General features: G+C 34.6%; 18 protein-coding genes. 5 read left to right on the forward strand and 13 right to left on the reverse strand.

All coding sequences use genetic code 11. The features are described 5' to 3' along the window. The first annotated feature begins 14 nt into the window (after nt 1-14). Entirely contained in the window at nt 15-1,184 is a 1,170-nt protein-coding gene (locus IGJ02_RS13330; protein WP_010762709.1) for a hypothetical protein, read from the forward strand. A gap of 289 nt (nt 1,185-1,473) precedes the next feature. Continuing rightward, on the forward strand, nt 1,474-2,658 hold the full coding sequence (locus IGJ02_RS13335) for an IS110 family transposase (RefSeq protein ID WP_430601783.1): 1,185 nt from the start codon (nt 1,474-1,476) through the stop codon (nt 2,656-2,658). Nucleotides 2,659-2,911: 253 nt separating this feature from the next. Here the strand turns inward: IGJ02_RS13335 and IGJ02_RS13340 are convergent, their stop codons facing one another. From IGJ02_RS13340 to IGJ02_RS13360, 5 genes are all read right to left on the reverse strand, one after another. After that, nucleotides 2,912-4,168, reverse strand: a complete 1,257-nt coding sequence (locus IGJ02_RS13340; protein ID WP_430602335.1) for an MFS transporter — start codon at nt 4,166-4,168, stop codon at nt 2,912-2,914. Nucleotides 4,169-4,426: 258 nt separating this feature from the next. Beyond that, on the reverse strand, nt 4,427-5,758 hold the full coding sequence (locus IGJ02_RS13345; protein ID WP_430602337.1) for a dihydrolipoyl dehydrogenase family protein: 1,332 nt from the start codon (nt 5,756-5,758) through the stop codon (nt 4,427-4,429). A 1,181-nt stretch (nt 5,759-6,939) separates the two neighbouring features. Then, the gene (locus tag IGJ02_RS13350; RefSeq protein ID WP_010762706.1) at nt 6,940-7,449 is read right to left on the reverse strand and encodes a MepB family protein; all 510 of its coding nucleotides are present in this window, start codon (nt 7,447-7,449) and stop codon (nt 6,940-6,942) included. 241 nt (nt 7,450-7,690) lie between these two features. Continuing rightward, the gene (locus IGJ02_RS13355) at nt 7,691-8,047 is read right to left on the reverse strand and encodes a DUF7006 family protein (protein ID WP_010762705.1); all 357 of its coding nucleotides are present in this window, start codon (nt 8,045-8,047) and stop codon (nt 7,691-7,693) included. Nucleotides 8,048-8,266: 219 nt separating this feature from the next. Beyond that, nucleotides 8,267-9,094 (reverse strand): LysR family transcriptional regulator, encoded by an 828-nt coding sequence (locus IGJ02_RS13360; protein WP_430602338.1) that lies wholly within the window; start codon nt 9,092-9,094, stop codon nt 8,267-8,269. A 110-nt stretch (nt 9,095-9,204) separates the two neighbouring features. Between IGJ02_RS13360 and IGJ02_RS13365 the strand changes: the two genes are divergently transcribed. Further along, nucleotides 9,205-10,251, forward strand: a complete 1,047-nt coding sequence (locus tag IGJ02_RS13365) for a YeiH family protein (RefSeq protein ID WP_430602340.1) — start codon at nt 9,205-9,207, stop codon at nt 10,249-10,251. 55 nt (nt 10,252-10,306) lie between these two features. On the opposite strand, the gene psiE is transcribed toward IGJ02_RS13365, so the two are convergent. Beyond that, complete coding sequence (gene psiE / locus IGJ02_RS13370) at nt 10,307-10,759, reverse strand: phosphate-starvation-inducible protein PsiE (RefSeq protein ID WP_010762702.1); 453 nt, start codon at nt 10,757-10,759, stop codon at nt 10,307-10,309. Nucleotides 10,760-11,019: 260 nt separating this feature from the next. Between psiE and IGJ02_RS13375 the strand changes: the two genes are divergently transcribed. Together IGJ02_RS13375 and celB are read left to right on the forward strand one after the other, a co-directional pair. Then, nucleotides 11,020-11,748, forward strand: a complete 729-nt coding sequence (locus tag IGJ02_RS13375; protein WP_430602341.1) for a TraX family protein — start codon at nt 11,020-11,022, stop codon at nt 11,746-11,748. A 228-nt stretch (nt 11,749-11,976) separates the two neighbouring features. After that, complete coding sequence (gene celB / locus IGJ02_RS13380) at nt 11,977-13,287, forward strand: PTS cellobiose transporter subunit IIC (protein ID WP_430602342.1); 1,311 nt, start codon at nt 11,977-11,979, stop codon at nt 13,285-13,287. Between the two features lie 71 nt (nt 13,288-13,358). On the opposite strand, the gene IGJ02_RS13385 is transcribed toward celB, so the two are convergent. The 7 genes from IGJ02_RS13385 to IGJ02_RS13415 form a co-directional block, all read right to left on the reverse strand. Further along, a complete protein-coding gene (locus IGJ02_RS13385) occupies nt 13,359-14,027 on the reverse strand; it encodes a CPBP family intramembrane glutamic endopeptidase (protein ID WP_430602344.1) in 669 nt (222 codons plus the stop codon). A gap of 427 nt (nt 14,028-14,454) precedes the next feature. Next, a complete protein-coding gene (gene rplT, locus IGJ02_RS13390; protein ID WP_010762698.1) occupies nt 14,455-14,814 on the reverse strand; it encodes a 50S ribosomal protein L20 in 360 nt (119 codons plus the stop codon). A gap of 131 nt (nt 14,815-14,945) precedes the next feature. Then, nucleotides 14,946-15,146: a 50S ribosomal protein L35 gene (gene rpmI, locus IGJ02_RS13395; protein WP_010762697.1), complete on the reverse strand. Its 201-nt coding sequence runs from the start codon at nt 15,144-15,146 to the stop codon at nt 14,946-14,948. A gap of 111 nt (nt 15,147-15,257) precedes the next feature. Then, nucleotides 15,258-15,779 carry a translation initiation factor IF-3 gene (gene infC, locus IGJ02_RS13400; RefSeq protein ID WP_010762696.1) on the reverse strand — a complete coding sequence of 174 codons (522 nt, stop codon included), beginning with the start codon at nt 15,777-15,779 and terminating at the stop codon, nt 15,258-15,260. A 314-nt stretch (nt 15,780-16,093) separates the two neighbouring features. Continuing rightward, entirely contained in the window at nt 16,094-16,894 is an 801-nt protein-coding gene (locus IGJ02_RS13405) for a Cof-type HAD-IIB family hydrolase (RefSeq protein WP_430602345.1), read from the reverse strand. A 14-nt stretch (nt 16,895-16,908) separates the two neighbouring features. Further along, nucleotides 16,909-17,694 carry a Cof-type HAD-IIB family hydrolase gene (locus tag IGJ02_RS13410; RefSeq protein WP_430602346.1) on the reverse strand — a complete coding sequence of 262 codons (786 nt, stop codon included), beginning with the start codon at nt 17,692-17,694 and terminating at the stop codon, nt 16,909-16,911. A gap of 265 nt (nt 17,695-17,959) precedes the next feature. Beyond that, nucleotides 17,960-19,084, reverse strand: coding sequence for an RNA-guided endonuclease TnpB family protein (locus tag IGJ02_RS13415; RefSeq protein ID WP_010762693.1), 1,125 nt, complete (start codon nt 19,082-19,084; stop codon nt 17,960-17,962). Nucleotides 19,085-19,137: the final 53 nt, after the last annotated feature.

A 19,137-nucleotide genomic window follows, 5' to 3' on the forward strand; every position in this document is an offset into this window, starting at 1 on the left:
GGAGAGCGAAAATTATGAATTCTGTGTTAGCTTTTACGATTATTATGCTTGTTTGGACGGTTAGTGATTATATTTCTAAAAAAACCAAGTCGCTGCTGTCAACCTTATTGATTGCCTCATTGATCTTCTTGATTGGTTTTAAAACAAACTTATTTCCAGAGGATCTATTACCTAGTTCTTCGTTACTCGCTTTAGGAACAACTGTTGTTGGGTTTATTTTAGTCCACCTGGGAACAACAATCAGTTTAAAAGAATTTAAACAACAATGGCGAACTTTCTTGATTGGAGTAGCCGCAACTCTTGGGATTGTTGCAGCATTATTATTAGTTGGTCCATTATTCGAAGATCAAAGTTATGCAATTGCTGCAATCGGGGCGATTTCTGGCGGTACAATTTCAATCATCATGGTTCAAGATGCCGCAATCGCTGCAGGTTTATTGTCTGTTGCTGTTTTACCTGTTTTGATTTCAGCCTTTCAAGGGTTGATTGGTTTTCCATTGACTTCTTTAATTTTAAGAAAAGAAGCCAACCGTCTACATCAAGAATACCAAGAAAATCCTGATGCTTTTGCTAAAGCTGAAAAAGTAGAAGAAAAAGAACAAAAAAAGACACGTTTACCAGAACTTTTCCACACAACAGCAGGGACACTATTTGTTGTTGGAGTAACTGTTTTACTTGCTACTTTTGTTAATAATCTAACGAATGGCATGATCAACACATTCATTCTCTGCTTATTGTTTGGGATTGCTTTAAGAGAGTTAAATATTTTTAAGCCAAATATCTTGAATGGGATTGATGCGTATGGATTGATGATGTTAGCTATTTTGATTATTATCTTTGGTCCTTTAGCAACGATTTCTATACATGATTTGATCGAATTGATTTTACCTTTGACACTTTCGTTTTTAGTCGGTGTAACCGGAAATGTATTGTTTGCGGCGATTGCCGGCAAGTTTCTTGGCTATAGTTTATCTATGTCGATTGCGATCGGTTTAACTTCATTATATGGTTTCCCTGGAACAATGATTTTGAGTCAGGAAGCAGCGAAAAGTATCAACGGCACACCTGAAGAAATTGCTCTGATCGAAGGACAAATTCTACCAAAGATGGTTATCGCTGGTTTTTCTACCGTAACGATTACATCTGTTTTCATTACAGGGATTTTAGTCAATTTGATTGGGTAACATAAAAGAGGCCGAGACAAACACTCATGAGGGCTACCGCCCTCACCAAACAGAATGAAAATAAAGTGATCGACCTACAGGCTATTTCCTGTCATACTAGAGATGACAGAAGTGGCTTGTAGGTCGATCGCTTATTGAGGTTCTTCTCCAAGTAACCTTGAGGGACAAACTAGATCATTCTACTTATTTGTACCAATCATTAGGTCATAGAACCTGCGTATAAAAATAAATTTGTTTCTATAAGTAGAATAGCCTCTTCTGTACTTTTTTTCAAGGAGGAATGTTGAAAATGGAAGATGTACTTCGTTCTTGTTGTGCTGGATTAGACATCCATCAAAAAGTAATTGTTGCGTGTATTATTCGTTCTGCTGAAGGAAAAAAACGCCCAGAAAAATTCTTTGGTAGTTTTGATACGACAACTCGTGGTCTTTTTGACTTATCTGATTGGTTGACTTCTTACGAAGTCACACACATAAGCATGGAAAGCACGGGTGTTTATTGGAAATGTGTCTGGCGAATTTTACAAAATCATTTTGATTTACAGTTGGCGAATCCTCGCCACATCAAAAATATTCCAGGAAAAAAAACGGATATGAAAGATGCGGAATGGATTGCTCGTCTCACTCGATTAGGAGTCGTTCCTACAAGTTTTGTTCCACCAGAACCTATTCAGGAATTGAGAGACTTAACACGTTATCGCAAGCACTTAGTAGAAGATTTGAATCGAGAAAAAAATCGGGGGCACATGGTCCTGCAGAATGCTGGAATCAAATTAACCTCAGTGATTAAAGATATCTATGGAAAATCTGGCAGAGCCTTACTCTATGCCTTAATTGAAAATAAACCAATCACAGAGTCACTCATTCTCGAGTGTGTGTACACTACCTTACGCAGAAAAGTGCCTCAATTGCTTGAATCCCTAGAAGGATTTATGACACCTCATTATCGTAAAATGTTAGCTCTTCATCTCACTCAAATTGAGTGCTTAGAAAAACAACTAGTAGAAGTCGAAGAAACAATCAACGACTATCTCGTTCCTTATGAAGAATACGTAGAACGTTTGGAGGAAATCCCAGGAATCAATCGAAGAACAGCGGCAGTTGTACTCGCAGAAGTGGGGATAGATATGTCTGTTTTCCCGACATCTGGACATTTGGCTTCATGGGCAGGAGCGAGTCCAGGAAACAATCAAAGTGCTGGAAAGAATCGAAGTAAACGGGTAGGAAAAGGAAATTCTTATCTAAAGAAGGTCTTAGCGCAAGGAGCACTAGCGGTTTCCCAAGGGAAACCCAATCGAATCCAAGCATTTTTCTTTCGGGTAAGAAGAAATGCTGGACATAAAAAATCGGTTGTTGCGACCGTTCATTTATTAATACGTATCATTTATCGGATGTTTTCCGATCAGTCCCGCTATAATGAACTTGGAGGAAGTTATTTACAAAATAGAAAGAACACTCTAACAAATAACTGTTGAAGCGTTCTAGACCAATTTTAGCTAACTACGGTTTCAGTAGGAGGTAGCTTTTTTTTGTTTTTTTACAGTATTAGTTTTCGTATAAAAAGCGTTTAGCTCCGAGAAATAAGAGGAAATTCACGAAAATTACTTTTCAAATTTTTGTGAATTTCAGCTTATTTCCGAAGGAGCTGCTTTTTTCTCGCCGTTTATTCGGATTTAGAGCGCGAAACAAAACTGTTCTTTAGTTTTGTCCCACGCTTTTTTAGATTTATCACTCAACGATTCCTTTTAACTCAATCATTTCTTTATCGTGTTCTTTCCACTCACTCGTTACTTTTTTATAGCGGTACCGAATGATTATTGCGGCAACAAAACCAATCGCAGTCAGAACAATGTTTAATCCAAAAATCAGTGAAACATTGATTTTTTCAAGTTGCCCTGTTATATAAGGGATGATCATCACAGACACAGAGGTCGCAATCGAATAATAGCTAGTGATTCGTCCCTTCCCTTTTGAAAATAGCTCTAGCAATACAGCCAGTCCCAACTGCCAGATTCCTCCTGCTGCAAAAACACCGATACCGATCGAGCCAATCAAAAACATCGGTATACTTGGAAACAGTGTCATGCCAACCAGTAAGAATAATGAAATCAGCGTACACCAGACTAATAACAACGTTGGTGCAACTCCACGTTTTACAATCAATGACGTTAAAAATACTGATGCAAATGAACCAATACTATATGCACTAACTAAAACCAAACTATTTGAATGGTTCATAAGATTTAATGATTCTGCAAAAGATGGAACCCACAAAATAAAAATATTGAACGTAGATACACAAGTAAAGCTAAACACTAATAATGCTAATCCTTCTACTTTAAACAACGGTTGTTTTTTCTTAGCATCTACTTCTTCTTTGATCATTTGCGGTATGCTCACATCTATTTCTGCTCTTTCTGGAAATCCCAGTTTAGAAATATACAACAAATTAAGAAATAAACCTACAGCACATCCAATGAAAACAAGTCCAAAATAAATTCCATGATTCAACATAAATCGTGTTAGCAATGGTAAGATAAACTGCCCTAAAGAAATAAACGCTTTGTTCAGCACACTAAGAGAACTATTGTCTTTTTCATTTGGATAAGCTTCCATCAAGGTTGGATAGGTGCTTGTGTCCAAAAAGGCATTACTAAACCCAGCAAACAAGGCAAAAAAGAGACCTTGTAAATAATTTTGACTAATTAAGATTCCAAGGAAAAAAATCAAGTAACTGATGATCCCTAACTGTACTGTTTTTTTACGTCCAAATTTATCCGAAAAATAACCAGCAAAATACAAAATCAGCACGCGTCCCAAACCGATACCGCTAATAACTAAAGTTACTTGTTGCACAGTTGCCTGCCAACTATCCATCAAAGCATTAAGATTTTGGGATAAAATAATTGCTGCCATACCCTGAAAAATAAAATTTGTATATAATGATCCGATCAAAGGGGTGTAATTTTTTTTGGTTGTTTCCATTGCCATTCTCCTAGCTGTTTAAAATTAACTTTGTTCAGTTTTTCACTATCTATATTTTAAAAAGAATCGTCTATAATATCTAATGCTTTATTTTTATGTAATTGATAAATATTATTTATCAATTACTTTCCTCTATAATGTAAGTAATTATCCTATTATTACTTACACTTAGCTGCAAGTCAACGTTTAATTTCTTCTATAAATAAATAATTAAATAAGCTGTAAACGAAATCTTATAAATTTCGTTTACAGCTTATTTTAATATAGATAACTTAAATCACTAGAAACCGTTGGATAAAGCATAATCATGTCATTGACTTTATCAGCTGGCAATTTTTGGTTGATCATCAGAGTAAACAGATTGATCAACTGATCGGCCTCATTCCCTAAGACTGTTGCACCAACTAATAGACCCTTTGCTTTTTCAGTCACAATTTTAGCTTTTACTAAAGGCTCATTAAGACGCTTGTAAGTAAACCATTGAGTTAAATCTAAATCTTGCACTTTATATTTTTTATCCTCTAAAGTTGCTTGATCTGTTAAACCAACTTGCGCTAGTTTAGGCGAACTAAAAATAATGGTTGGCAGTGCAGGATATTTAATGGTTTCTTGCGACTTTCCGCTAAGACATTTTGCAAGATAGCTGCCTTCAAAACTAGAAACAGGCGTTAACTTGGGTTTATTTTTGTCTAAGCAATCTCCTAATGCGTAAATCGTTTCTACAGTTGTTTGCAAATACTCATTTACGCTAATGCCTTTATGGGTAAAGTCGACACCTATTTTTTCTAAGTTTAAGCCTTCCACATTAGGAATCCGACCTGTTGCGCAAAAGACACGATCAACCACTAATGTTCCCTGACTGGTTAGGGCTACTTCAAATTGTGTACCTTTCTTGACAATCGTTTCAGCCGAGTCATTAAAATGAAAATGAATTCCACGGAGCTTAAGATTTTCGATCAACTCTTTTGTCAACGCCTCATCAAATCCTTTTAAAGGTCGTTCATTATGATGCAGTAAATGTACCTCACTGCCACAACTATTAGCAATATTAGCAAGTTCTAGAGAAATATATCCTCCACCAACGAAGGCTATTTTTTTAGGTAACTCTTTCATATTTAAAAAATCAGTACTCGTACCAAAATTTTCTTTTCCTGGAATATCTAAAATAGCGGATCGCTGTCCTGTCGCTAAAATAAATTTGTCAGCCTGATAATTTTTATTTTCTACTGTGATCGTATGTTTATCGTTAAAACGAGCAAATCCAGTGATTGTTCGAATCCCTGCATTTGCTAATCCCGTTTTTTGTTCAACAGGTACCGACTGGGTAAAAGTCTCCTTGAACGCCATCAGATCGCTCCAATTAACTTCTGGTATCACATCAAAACCACTACCTTTTAATTGGCTAAGCATATCCCTAGCCTCAACTGCTCCATAAAGAACTTTTTTTGGATCACAACCGCGATTAGGACACGTGCCGCCCCATAAATCAGCTTCTACTACAGCAATTTTTTCCCCAGCAGCAGCTAAATCGTAAGCTGCCGCCATACCGCCAGGTCCGCTTCCTATAATAATTACATCAAAATGTTCCATTGTAGCATCCTCCTTTATTTCTTAACTTATTTAAGTTGCATCAACAAAGAAACTAATACAAACAGTACAACACAGATTAATTATATCAAGGGATCACGGAAAGTGCATATGATAGGGTTTCTTATATAAAGTTATATTTTTAGATCTTCACTGGAATCTGCGTTGTTTCATAGCGGATACAACAAGAGGATGGGACAGAACTGTTTAATCCTGAGAACCAAGTAATTACTGTGCAACATCAGTTCATTATATTCATTGTGTTTTACAGCAATTTCAGCTTATTTCCGAAGAAATTACTTTTGCACCCGTCGTTTATTCTCACTCACTTTTCACTTATATTAATCGACCCAGCATATTGAGATAGTGATTTCACTTTGTTAAGCATTTGGATATTCATTACACCCGACAGCGCTATTATCATACTTGGCTTTATTTTTAAATTCCTTTTTGTGTTTCTTCTATTTATATACCTCTCATGATATATTTATTTTATTTTTTGATATATATATTTTCCGTACATATTTAAAACAATTTAACAATTCACGTAATTTTTTTCCAACCCTTTATTGACCCTAAAAGGGTTTTCCTATAAAATGGATGTTAGATAGAAACGAATAGGATAAAAAAAAGCACTTCATGATTTAGCTACCAACTAAATCACGAAGCCCTGAACAGTCAGTGAACACCTGACCAATCAAGTTGCTTAAGCCAATATTTATACATTGACATATTCCATTTTACTCAATTTTGACAGAAATTTCTAGAGGTTTATACTAGTTTTTTTCTGACTTGGAAATGTTTATGCTTATTTATTGAACTTACAATGGCGTTGGATGTGTGTCCAACGCCATTTTTTTATGTATTCGTTTCTATCATGAAGGAACGCTTGCTTACTTTTTAAATCATAACATATAACTGTCAACCAACCATTGACTATATTAAAAGCTGATCCCAACCAGTCTTTTACCCATTCTCCTGGATGATTTAGGGAGTAAGCAGCGATTCTTAAAAAATAATAGTCACATTACTACTCCCAAGTATTCATTAAGAAAACACAATGATCAAAAATCAACACAACCTTTTTCAATACTTCCTTTTATATGAATATCATTGTTTGTATTTTCTTTATTGATGACTATTAGGACTAGGAATAAGCTTGATTGCTTATTTCTAGTCTATTTTTATTTCGATAACAAATCAGCTTGCTTAAAATAAAGCATTTCTAGTTTTTCCAAATCAAGTTCATCAGTTAGATCAATAAAAAATGGCCTTTGCCAGTTTTGTGTGGCCGTAGCTGTTTTGTTCAATGCCTGAATCCAGTCAGGATATACTCGTAGTGCCATCTTTCCTCTTACTTCTCCATGTCTTAAAATCCCATTTTTTATTAGAACTTTTTTAGGGAACACAAATTGCCCGCTTTTTTCTTGATCCAATACAGTGATGACTAATTTATCAGGTGCTGTTGTAGAATGATAAGGTTGATTGTTACGCTCAGTATCCTTTTCCCAAAAAGAAACGAAATAGCCTATTTTTTTCGGTGTTCTTTTTGCTTTTCTACTTCTAAATGTTTGTTTTCCTAGCGAAAAAGTAGCTCCTTCATACTCTTTATTTTGCTCTTCAATTTGAAAATCTTCTAACGGTAAATCGCTTATTTTACTTACTAGTTTTGTTAGATAATCCAATGACTCCATTATTAAGTTCCTTTCTGATAGACTTCTATTTTATTGTATCACGTAAAATTTATAGAAATAAAGCCTTTGACATAAAAAAAAAGCATCAACTCGATATCATTACATAAAATAAACACGACTAGCATCGCTCTCTAGTCGTGTTTATTTTATAGATCAATCCTAATAATTGTCTTAATTTTTTCTGAAGTAAGGATTTTTTTGCTATTTTCATTGAGCATCTATGTAGTTATTACTTTACAGATCAATGAATTCTTTGAGAAATAGACCACGTTTCATATTCTGGCATATCAAAAATGTACTTTTCTCTATGTGTCTTCTTGTATTCTTGCTCAATCAGTTGGATGGTATCACCTGCCGAGTCATTTTCTAAGGCATACCCATTAAAAATATAAAAAATGACCAAGGTACATTTTTCGTCAATAGCCATCAATTTTGGTAAAATAGACGCTAACGTTGTTGCATTTATCTTATTGACTAGTTGATTGGCTTCTTCTGCTAAATCATGATAATAATCGATATACTCTTGGTCAATATTAATTGTTTGATCTACTGTTTCGATATACTCTTTTAGCTCCACATTCCATAAAAATGCTTCCATATTATTCCCTCCCGTCCTATAGTTACTCTAATCATCTTTCCTGCCAAAACGTAAAATGAAAAACGCTATAAAAGCAATTTAGTTCTGTTATTATTGTCACTATTAATTTATCTTCTATTAAGATAGCACAAGCTACCTATTTTTTTCCATTAAAATGTCTATTTTATTAACATATTTAAAATATATTCTATTTTTTTTCCATTTTTTATCAATTTTAAGTCATTGCACTTTATTTTGCTGATAGTATTGACTGATATACTTTTCAATTGCTCGTAATTGAAAAGATTCAATATGTTGTCTCTTGATAAAATAAAACTTCCTCTGATAGTCTTGGTTCAATGAATGCCATTTTATTTTTTCATTCAACGCTCTCTTTGATATGATTGATTGTCCTATCCCTTGTTCCAAGCATCTGACGATCATTTCATTATTTTTGATTATCATTTTCTGAGGAGTTAAATTATGTTCTAAAAAGTATCGCTCGGTATAATGAAAAACACCAGAATTATTTTCACGAACCAACCATAGCCCTTGAGAAAAATCACCTGCATGAACTAGTTCATCCGATAAAATCTCTTGCCGTATAATGGCATCTGTTATCAACGGTTTTTCAATAAACCCAAAATGTGCTTGATGCTTTTCGATACTATCCAACACTTGTTCAGAATTATCCATATCTAAAATGAATGAAACCTCAGGAAATTCTCTAATTAATTGTTCCATTAATTCTGGGAGATAATACACTGCAAACGTATTTGAAGCAATAATTTTGCATGTTTCTTTTGGAATTGTTTGGATCCGCAACGCATGTAGTGTATCTTCCCAATCATCTGATAAATTAAGCAAATGATGATATAAAATATCAGCTTGTTTCGTCGTAATAAATTCTTGCCGTCCATTACGAACAAATAGCTGAATATCAAGTTCTTCTTCCAACTGCTTGATTTGATTAGAAACGGCCGGTTGTGAAATATATAAAAGTTCCGCCGCTTTTGAAAAGTTTCTTGTTTCATAAACAGCACGAAATGTTTTCAGTAGTTTAAACATAGAGACCCCTTCCATTCACTTTCGTTATAGATATCATTTTAACTATTTATTTCTCAAATGCAAATTATTTCGTTATACTAGATTTATAGATAGACAAACAAAGAAAGAAGATGAATGATTTAGTGGAAAACAATAATGTAAAACATTCTTATTTAACAAAGGCCATGATCATTTTACCTGGACTGATTACGGCTTTTATCGTAGCGGTTATTAGTAAAATTGTAGCCATCTGGCTGCCGACCTTAGGCGCCGCGACAATTGCGATTTTATTAGGGATTTTACTGGGCAACACTTTTTTGAAAAACCCAGTTTTAGAAAAAGGAACTAAAGTGGCTGAAGGTAAGCTATTAGAATTTTCAGTTGTATTATTGGGTGCAACCGTTACATTCCAAACCATCGCTCAAATTGGTGTCTCAGGTGGTATTTTTGTCCTTTTACAAATGAGTTTGACGATTATAGCTTCGTATGTACTTGGTAAAAAGATGCAGTTTTCAGATAATATGTCGTTATTAATGGCTGGCGGAAACGCAGTCTGTGGTTCATCTGCGGTGGCTTCGATCGCTCCTGCCATTCACGCAAAAGAAGAAGAAAAAGGGCAGATCATTACGTTGGTCAATTTGCTTGGAACCATCCTAATGTTGTTATTGCCTATTATCGGCTCCCTTATTTACGGCAGTGACATTCTAACCAAAAGCGCTTTGATCGGCGGTATCCTGCAATCTGTGGGACAAGTTGTTGCAAGTGCCAGTATGGTCAACGGAGAAGTTGTCGAGCTTGCTATGCTATTTAAAATCATGCGCATCATGCTACTTGTGGTCGTTGTTTACTTTTTTGGTAAATTTAAACAACAAAGGTTTGCGTTCTCTTCCACTGTAGAAGCAACCCCTAAGAAAAAAAACGGCGCTTTACCTTGGTATGTTGTGGGATTTGTTTTATTTTGTGTTATCAATAGTCTGGTTCATTTACCCGCACAACTAAGTGAGACTGCTCATTTCTTTAGTGGTTGGTTTGAAATCACTGCACTAGCTGCTATCGGATTACGTTTAGATTTCCAAAAATTCTTCAAAGAAGGAAAACGTTTCTTAATCTATGGATTATCAGTCGGGCTTATTCAAGTTATTTTAGCTATCGCGTTGATTTCTTTATTAAGAATTTAATTTAAAATCAGTAAAAGATCACTCAAATTTTCGTTGAGTGATCTTTTTACTGATTTTATTTATCTATTTTTTGACTATCATCTGTATGAGATTTAAATCCAACGTAGGATTTATTCCCACTTAAATTAAGAACAAACAACACAATAACCAATGATAAAATCGATACAGATAATAATAATGTTTGAACTGCATCACCATGTAATACCATTAACTGTCTTAAGATTGCCGTAATACAAATCAGAATCAAATATCTAATTGGAATATGATGACCTTCTTGAATATAGCGGATCACCATCATAATAAACTCAAATAACATGAAAAATGCCACCACTTCTTGCATCACGATCGATAAATTTTTAGGTGTCATTGGTTTGTTGATAAATGTAGCAATATCAATCAATTGACGAATCATAAAAATCAAAATAAGTAAGGCAAGTACTCCTAAAACGATATCTAACACCCAATTAACGTATTTTTTCATGATTCCAAATCTCTGTTCCTCTTTCATTTTTTTCTCCCTTCGTTTCAATGCAATTGCATCAGTCTATCTCAAGACATTCGCTATTCTTTCATTATAAGAATAATATAACATTTTTTTAAGATGATGTAAAAATCTAAATCTGGAAGAAAGTCATATCTGTCAATCACTTGGGCTCCTTTTTTTTAGAATCAAAGTAAAAAGTCTGAGTGAAAAATGCAACTAAAGTCCCAATCTTTTGTATATTACTTATGTTATTTTTGAATTAGAACGTTTGGAGGAATTCATATATGAACAAGAAATTAGATGCATTTCACTTGAAAGTTATTGCAATTGTTGCTATGTTACTAAACCATATAGGCAGTGGGTTTAGGTTGTTCGAGTATTCAGATCAATTATTTTTCTTTACCGAATTTATTGGTAAACTGACATTTCCGATAATGGCCTATTTATTAGTTGAGGGGTTTCATTATACCCGAAATGTAAAAAAATATGCTGCTCGACTCGCCTTTTTTTGGATCATTTCGATTTATCCCTTTCATGCCTTATTTTATCAAGATCATCCTTTTAGTCCGACAGAGTTAGTCAATAATATTTTCTTTACTCTTTTAATGGGGCTTATTTTGATTACGCTGTATGATAAAACTAAAAATACAGCACTCCATGTTTTGCTCGTTATTATTTTTTCACTTACAACAGTAATGTCTGACTGGAATTTAATTGGCGTCTTGATTATTTTTGGATTTTATCATATTCAAAATGTTAAACTTAAGAAAATCTTGCCACCAATTTATGCCACTGCATTTTTATTTTTATTGATGTTGGTTGTGTACTTCATTTCACCTAGTTCAGTCCCCTGGTATGAACTTCTATCAGGACTTGGTATTCTGGGAACCATTCCGCTACTTTTAAATTATAATGGGAAACGTGGTTATTCTCCAAATTGGGTCAAATGGGGTTTTTATTTATTTTATCCATTACACATGATTCTACTTATCCTTGTACGTGGAATATTGTAATTTTTATTTCCTTTTGAATCATCCTTGCATTCAAATTTATTGGATACTCAATGGATTGGGTGCTAGGATGACTTTTTATTATTAAGCATTCACCAAAAATAAATCAATCTTTTAATCAAAATAAACTGACTCTAGTGTATTGATTTTAGTAAATACATATTATAAAATAAATTTATACATCTTTATTAATTTAAAAATGTAAGGGTTTCCAAAAAAAGGAGGAACAACATGAATACTTTTTTAGATAAGTTACAAGCAAAGTTAGGTCCAATCGCTTATAAACTTGATTCTAATCGTTATCTTTCAGCAATCAAGAATGGGTTCTTTGTCGCGATGCCCTTGTTGATCATTGGTTCTATGTTTTTATTAGTCACACAACTACCGATAGAACCCTATACTAATTTTATGGCGTCTATTTTAGGGGAAAATTGGATGTCACTATTTTTACAAGTCAACGATATGACAATGAATGCAATGACCCTATTTGTGATATTAGGGATTGCTAGTGAGATGGCAAAATATTACGCTGTTGATCGAGGGTCAACTCAGGCAATTGCTCTAGTTGCTTTTCTAGTACTAACACCGATCATGGCAACGGATAACGGTTCCTTTTTACCGTTGGGAAACTTTGGGGCATCTGGTCTATTTGTCGGTATGATCACAGCTATTCTAGCGGCAGAAATTTTTCGTTGGGTCGTGCAAAAAGGCTGGACCATCAAAATGCCTGATTCTGTCCCTTCCAACGTTGCAAAATCTTTTTCAGCATTGATTCCGGGATTTTTCGTGGTGATCGTTTTTAACTTGATTCGTATTGGTTTTACCTTCACTTCTTATGAAACTGCTCAAAACTTTATTTTTGAAGTTCTGCAAACACCGCTCTTGGCTTTAGGCAGTTCACTTCCTGCAACATTGATCATCTTACTATTTGAAGCGTTGTTGTGGTCCTTTGGTATTCACGGTTCAAATATTGTGGGTGCTGTCATGCAGCCGATTTGGATCGCGCTGACGGTAGAAAATGCCCAAGCTTTCGCTACAGGAGAAAAATTACCCAATATTGTGAACTATCAATTTTATAGTAACTTCGTCAAACTTGGTGGATCTAGCGCCACCATTGGTTTAGCTATCGCTTGTCTATTTTTCGCAAAATCCTCTCAGTTTAAAACTTTAGGGAAACTCTCATTTGCGCCAGCCATTTTCAATATCAATGAACCTTTGGTTTTTGGTATTCCAATCGTGTTAAACCCAATGATGCTGATTCCCTTTGTCATTGCGCCACTTTTGATGTGTCTGTTGGCGTATACTGCAATGGCAACTGGAATTGTTCCCTTAGCGAACGGCGTAAATTTACCGTGGACCATGCCACCTGTTATTGCAGGATTGATGGTTAGCGGCTGGCGAGGAGCTGTTTTACAGATCGTTCAGATTTTGCTTAGCTTTGGATTGTATTATCCTTTCTTCAAGATGGAAGATTTAAAAGCGTATCGAATCGAGACAGAAGATGAAACAACTCGTGAGACAGCAATCCTAGAGGAAGCTTAAAGTCTAATTATGAATAAAAAAGCGAAAAATCCTCCCTCGATTTTTCGCTTTTTGCTTATTCTTCTATTAAACTAGATCAGTCCAAATGCGATGACGATTGCAGCAAATATATTATTTAAAAAGTGAATAGATATACTAATCTCTAAACGCTGCGTTTTATAATACGCCATAGAAAGAATCAGACCCATCGAACCATAAATTAAAAAGCTGATTAGATTCGTCGGACCATGAATCAAACCGAATAAAATAGAACTAATTGCGATGCCAACTATCGGAAATTTTTCCAACCAAAAACCAATGATTCCACCTCTAAAAACGATTTCTTCCATTATTGGTGCAGAAATTCCAATTAATAATATGATCAATAAAGGATTTTCTCCAGTGAACATAGATTGGATCGCCGCATCATTTGCAGTACTTTCTGATCCTTGATTATTTAGTAACAGAGTTCCTCCAACAGCAATCACTCTTGCTAAAATAAAACCACCTAGAATGATTCCAACATTTTTCTTAGTGAAAAAATCCCATTTTAAGTTTGATAATCCTAGTTTTTTCCCTAAAAATATCAATAACCAGATATTCCCTATAACCAGTAATATCAACATAATCGATGCAAATAAAGACAGATTTGCTTCTCCCATCCCTAATGAAAATCCTTTAGCCACACCAAATGCTGTCATGCTAATTTGACTTACCAGAAACAAACCAACTAAAATAAAAAAATTTTTAACATACACCATCCCAGTACTCTCCTTTTTATAAAATAAATTTCTTGTATACCACTTTATCTTATCAGACTACAGCTACAGAGTAAAATAGGCTTGAACGTGAATAACCTCTCTTCTGTTCCTTTTAATTTTATGAAGAGCTATTTCCTATCTCATCATATTAATCGTTCTAAATCGTTCATCTCTACTAAAACCTATATCACCATAGATTTTTAAATTTAGGAACCAAGTAGTAAATAATTGATTGACGTTACCTCAGTTTTCACTCTAATAAAAAAACATAGTAAAAAAGAACAGTTACCCCAAACTTTTTCTTTTTCACTCAAAAACTAACTTTCTTTTTATTATTATTTGAATGGATCAAAGTACTTGATAATAACTACCTATTAATATAAAAAAAACGTCCCTTTCTTACGAAAGGAACATTTTTATTCAATCATTATTTAGCTAATGCATCTTTAGCTTGGTCAGCTAAAGTTGTGAATGCTGCTGCATCGTTAACAGCTAATTCAGCTAACATTTTGCGGTTGATATCAATCTCTGCTAATTTCAAACCGTGCATTAATTTAGAATAGCTCAAGCCATTCATACGAGCCGCTGCATTGATACGAGCAATCCATAATTTACGGAAATCACGTTTCTTTTGACGACGATCTCTGTATGCATAACTATAAGATTTCATTACTTGTTCTTTTGCTGTTTTAAATAAAGTATGTTTTGATCCGTAATAGCCTTTCGCTAATTTAAGGATCTTTTTACGACGTTTACGGCTTACTACGCCACCTTTAACACGTGCCATGGTTAATTCCTCCTAAATATCTGTTATCTCTATGAGTTATTTTAATTGCTAAGTTGTTGCATGAATGAGTTCATTCTCAAATTCAGCAAGCTTTGTTACTAGTCGCCTCAGGAATAATCCTAAAAGCTGTTTTACTTCATTCTTGCTAATTGTTGACGAATACGTTTGAAATCGCCTGATGAAACCATTCCTGCTTTACGCAATTGACGACGTTGTTTTTTTGTTTTACCGTGGAAACGGTGACTTGTAAACGCACGGAATCTTTTTAACCCGCCGTTACCAGTACGTTTGAAACGTTTTGCTGATCCGCGGTGTGTTTTTTGTTTTGGCATGACTAATTTTCCTCCTACATTTTCATTTCGCATACAGTTCAACTAAATTAGTTGAAAAAGTTGAACTAGCATCCTCAAAAATTTTCATTAACTAGTTATCAGCTTGTTAGCTTAATTTTCATTCTTCGGTGCCAGCGTTAGGAACATGCTGCGTCCGTCCATTTTCGCTTTTTGTTCCACTGTAGCAATATCTGCAGTTTCTTCCGCTAAGCGATCAAGAACTTTCTGACCAATTTCTTTGTGGGTAATGGCACGGCCTTTGAAACGGATCGAAGCTTTCACTTTATCCCCTTTTTCTAAGAATTTACGTGCATTACGAAGTTTTGTATTGAAGTCATTTAAATCAATTGTTGGACTTAAACGTACTTCTTTTACGTTGATCACTTTTTGTTTCTTACGAGCTTCACGCTCTTTCTTTTGCGTTTCGAAACGGAATTTTCCGTAATCCATAATTCGCGCAACAGGCGGTTTCGCAGTAGGTGCTACTAGAACTAAATCTAGGTTGGCTGTTTCAGCAATTTGTAGTGCTTCCACTTTTGTTTTTACACCTAATTGTTCCCCATCTTGTCCGATCAAACGTAACTCGCGTGCACGAATGCCGTCGTTCACCATCATATCCTTTGCTATGGTCATTCACCTCCAAGTTTTTTAAGAGAAAATCAATGCTGAAACTCTTTTTCCAAAAGTCTGCTATTGTAAAAAATACAATAAAAAACAGGCTCTGTACACAGATCCCGCGATTGATTCAGATTCATATCATTTGATATAAAGAATCCTATATCTAGCCCAGTGACATTGTCAGCTAAGGCGAGAAGCGGGTGCTTCTGCTTTCATTTCTCAACTTTAATAGTATACGATATTTCCAAAAGCTTGTCAATGCTTTTTCCCAATTTAAGACAGAAACCCTTAATTATAGAACAATGAGCTTCTGTCTCAAACTTTTTTCTTTAATTTCCAAGCAGTTCCTCTATTTTAAGAAGCACACCATTTTCATCATTAGATAAAATAATTTCTTTAGCTGCTACTTTGACCTGTGGTTGTCCATTACTCATGGCATAGCTATATTTCGCATGTTTTAACATTTCCAGATCATTGCCGCTATCACCAAAAGCTGCCACTTCATGATTTTTTATCCCCCACAGCTCTTGTAACTTAATCAAGCCGTGCGCTTTATGGATTCCGGGAATAATCAAATCAACATCACCATGCCCACTAGAAACCGGAATAACCTTGTCTCCTAACGTTTGATGCAGCTGTTCAAGCACTTCTGGCACTTGTTCAACAGGAAAACTCAAAGCAAACTTGAATAACGTATCGTCTTTTACGTCAAACAAATTAGGAACTTTTTTTAATCGATGGTAATATTTCTGACCATGTTCAATAAAAGAATCTGGTTCTTCTTCAGCTACATAAGCGCTGTTTTTCCCACAAAGAATCGTATGTCCTTGTTTGAACTCAGCTAAAATAGTAAGCACGTCGTGAATGACTTCTGGATCGATTTCGCCTGTGAATATTTCTTTTCCTTCACTAACAACATACGCTCCGTTTTCTGCTACAAACGATAATTCGTTTTCAATTTCTGGAAAAAAAGATTTAAGTTGATAGTATTGATTGCCGCTAGCTATAACAAAACGAACCCCTTGTTGCTTCATCTCTTGATACAATTGACTAAATCTTTCTCGGTCGTAATCTTGTTGACTGTTCAAAAACGTTCCATCCATGTCTACTGCAATCATTTTTACCGTCATTTTTCTACTTCCTTTCAGTCTAATAATTCAAAATGTTTTAATCCAAAACAAATACCATCCTCCAGATGAGATTTTGTAATATAATCAGCATGGCTTTTTACATGAGGTGAAGCATTGTCCATCGCAATTGCCGTATTAACTGCTTCAAACATCCCTAAATCATTGTTTCCATCACCAAATGCGTATGTTGGTACATGAGCCAAATCCAATGTCTTAATTATTTCCTGGATGCCTGCTTTTTTTGACTGTCCCTTTGACACAACTGCCATTGAATAAGGACTATCTCTGAAAAAAGTAAATATATCCGCAAATTTTTCTCGATATAATGAATCTTTCTCTTCATCCTCTGAAAAAAGATAAACCATGTAAATCTCATGATCTTTATGAAACTCTGCTGAAATTTTCGGCAATGGTGCGTGATCTAAGCGATATAATTTTTCCATGCTCGCAGTTGAATAACAAGCAGCATATTCAGTTTCTGTATAACATGCCAAGGAATGACCAAATGATTCAGAAAGCGCCATCAATTCTTGAATCTGTTTCAATGGTATTGCATGTTTTGAAACAACTTCATTTTCAACAACATTAAACTGTCCATTTAAACTTACATAAGAATCGATTGCTACGCCTTTTGTGATTTGTTGGATTTCCTTTGGAGATCGGCCACTAGCAATCAATGGCAGGATATCGTTTTTCTTCAATTGCAAAATTGCTTGGTGATTTTCCTTAGATATAGTTGATTCAGCATCTAATAACGTTCCATCCAAATCAAAGAAAACAAGTGCTCTGTAGTTATTCATAGCTTTCCCCTTTTTCATCTTCTCTTCTTATTTATTGTACTATACTTTTTTAACGAACAAAAAACTTTATTCCGTTCTATCTTAAACAATTTCTTGTTTAAACGAGTAGAATAAAGTTCGATTTTTTATTTTTCATCAACTAATAATTAGTGAACTATCTCTATTTAACTAGAAATTTCCTAGAAAAAGACAAATGATCGACTAAACGCTATATCTATCTTATATGCCCTAGGCTATCCCTGTAGTCCCTACAGTTCTTCTTTTTTTAATTGGCCGTTGTTCCTTTTAATCCTTGGATCAACACTTGAATACTCGCCGCAGTCTCAGGATCATGTTTTCCTTTTTCCTCATTGACGTCTTGAGTAAATATTTGACTCACCAAATCATTATCTGAATGTTCCGAACATTTACCACATGCCGAAACCTTGATTAATCGTTTGTTATACCATGTCGCTTTATATTCAAGTTTTGAGACAAACAATGCCCAAGAAACATCTGAAACGCCTCGATGTAATTTAGTATTTCTGAAAAAATCAGCTTGATGAATATCTTCAATACAAATCAAATCATATTTCTTAACAATTTCTGTCGTGATTTTATTCAGAAAATCAATTCGTTGATTCATTAACTTTTCTCGCATTTTTGCTACTTTTAGTTTTTGTTTCTGATAGTTTTTTTGTTGTAACAGTTCTGTTCCTTTGGATTTAGCAATTTCTTTTCGCCGTGTTAATTTTCTTTCTTCTCTGGTGATCCTCTGTTCGAATTCTTTTGTAAATTTATCATTATCGATACGTCTACCATTTGATAATACAGCAAATTCTGAAGCTCCTAATGTTATCCCGATTGCTGAATAGGTCTTTTCAACTCTAGGAAGCTCCTCTTCACAAAGAATCGAAACAAAATATTTATTACTAGGAGTCAAAGAGATCGTCGCCGACTTTATTTTCCCTATTACCGGACGATGCATTTTCATTTTAATCAACGATTTCAGTTTAGGGACTTTTAAATATTTTTCATCAATAATTTTAATTGTGCCGTTTTGATTATTCGTTGTGTAAGAACTGACAGCATTTTTCTTTTGTTTTAGTTTAGGAAAACCAACTGACTTTTCTCTATAAAATTTTTTGAATGCTCGATCCAAGTAAACCTGCGCATTTGATAATGCTAAGCTATCCACTTCCTTCAAACAAGGATGCTCTTTTTTAAATTGAGCTGGTGTCGGTAACTTTACTTTTAAATCAGGATTTTTTTTCAACTCCTTATACAGCTGAATTCTTTCCTGCAATAAAAGATTATGCACAAGCCGAACACAAGAAAAAGTTTTTTTGATGAACTCTTCTTGTAATAAAGTAGGGTAAAGCCTGTATTTATACGCCTTTAATACCTTCATTAGAATACCACCCTACCAATAAAAAGCTGAACGGGCTCATTTAGTCTCGAATG

The organism is Enterococcus sp. DIV0724b (genome assembly GCF_050531475.1).
Lineage (GTDB): Bacteria > Bacillota > Bacilli > Lactobacillales > Enterococcaceae > Enterococcus_L > Enterococcus_L haemoperoxidus.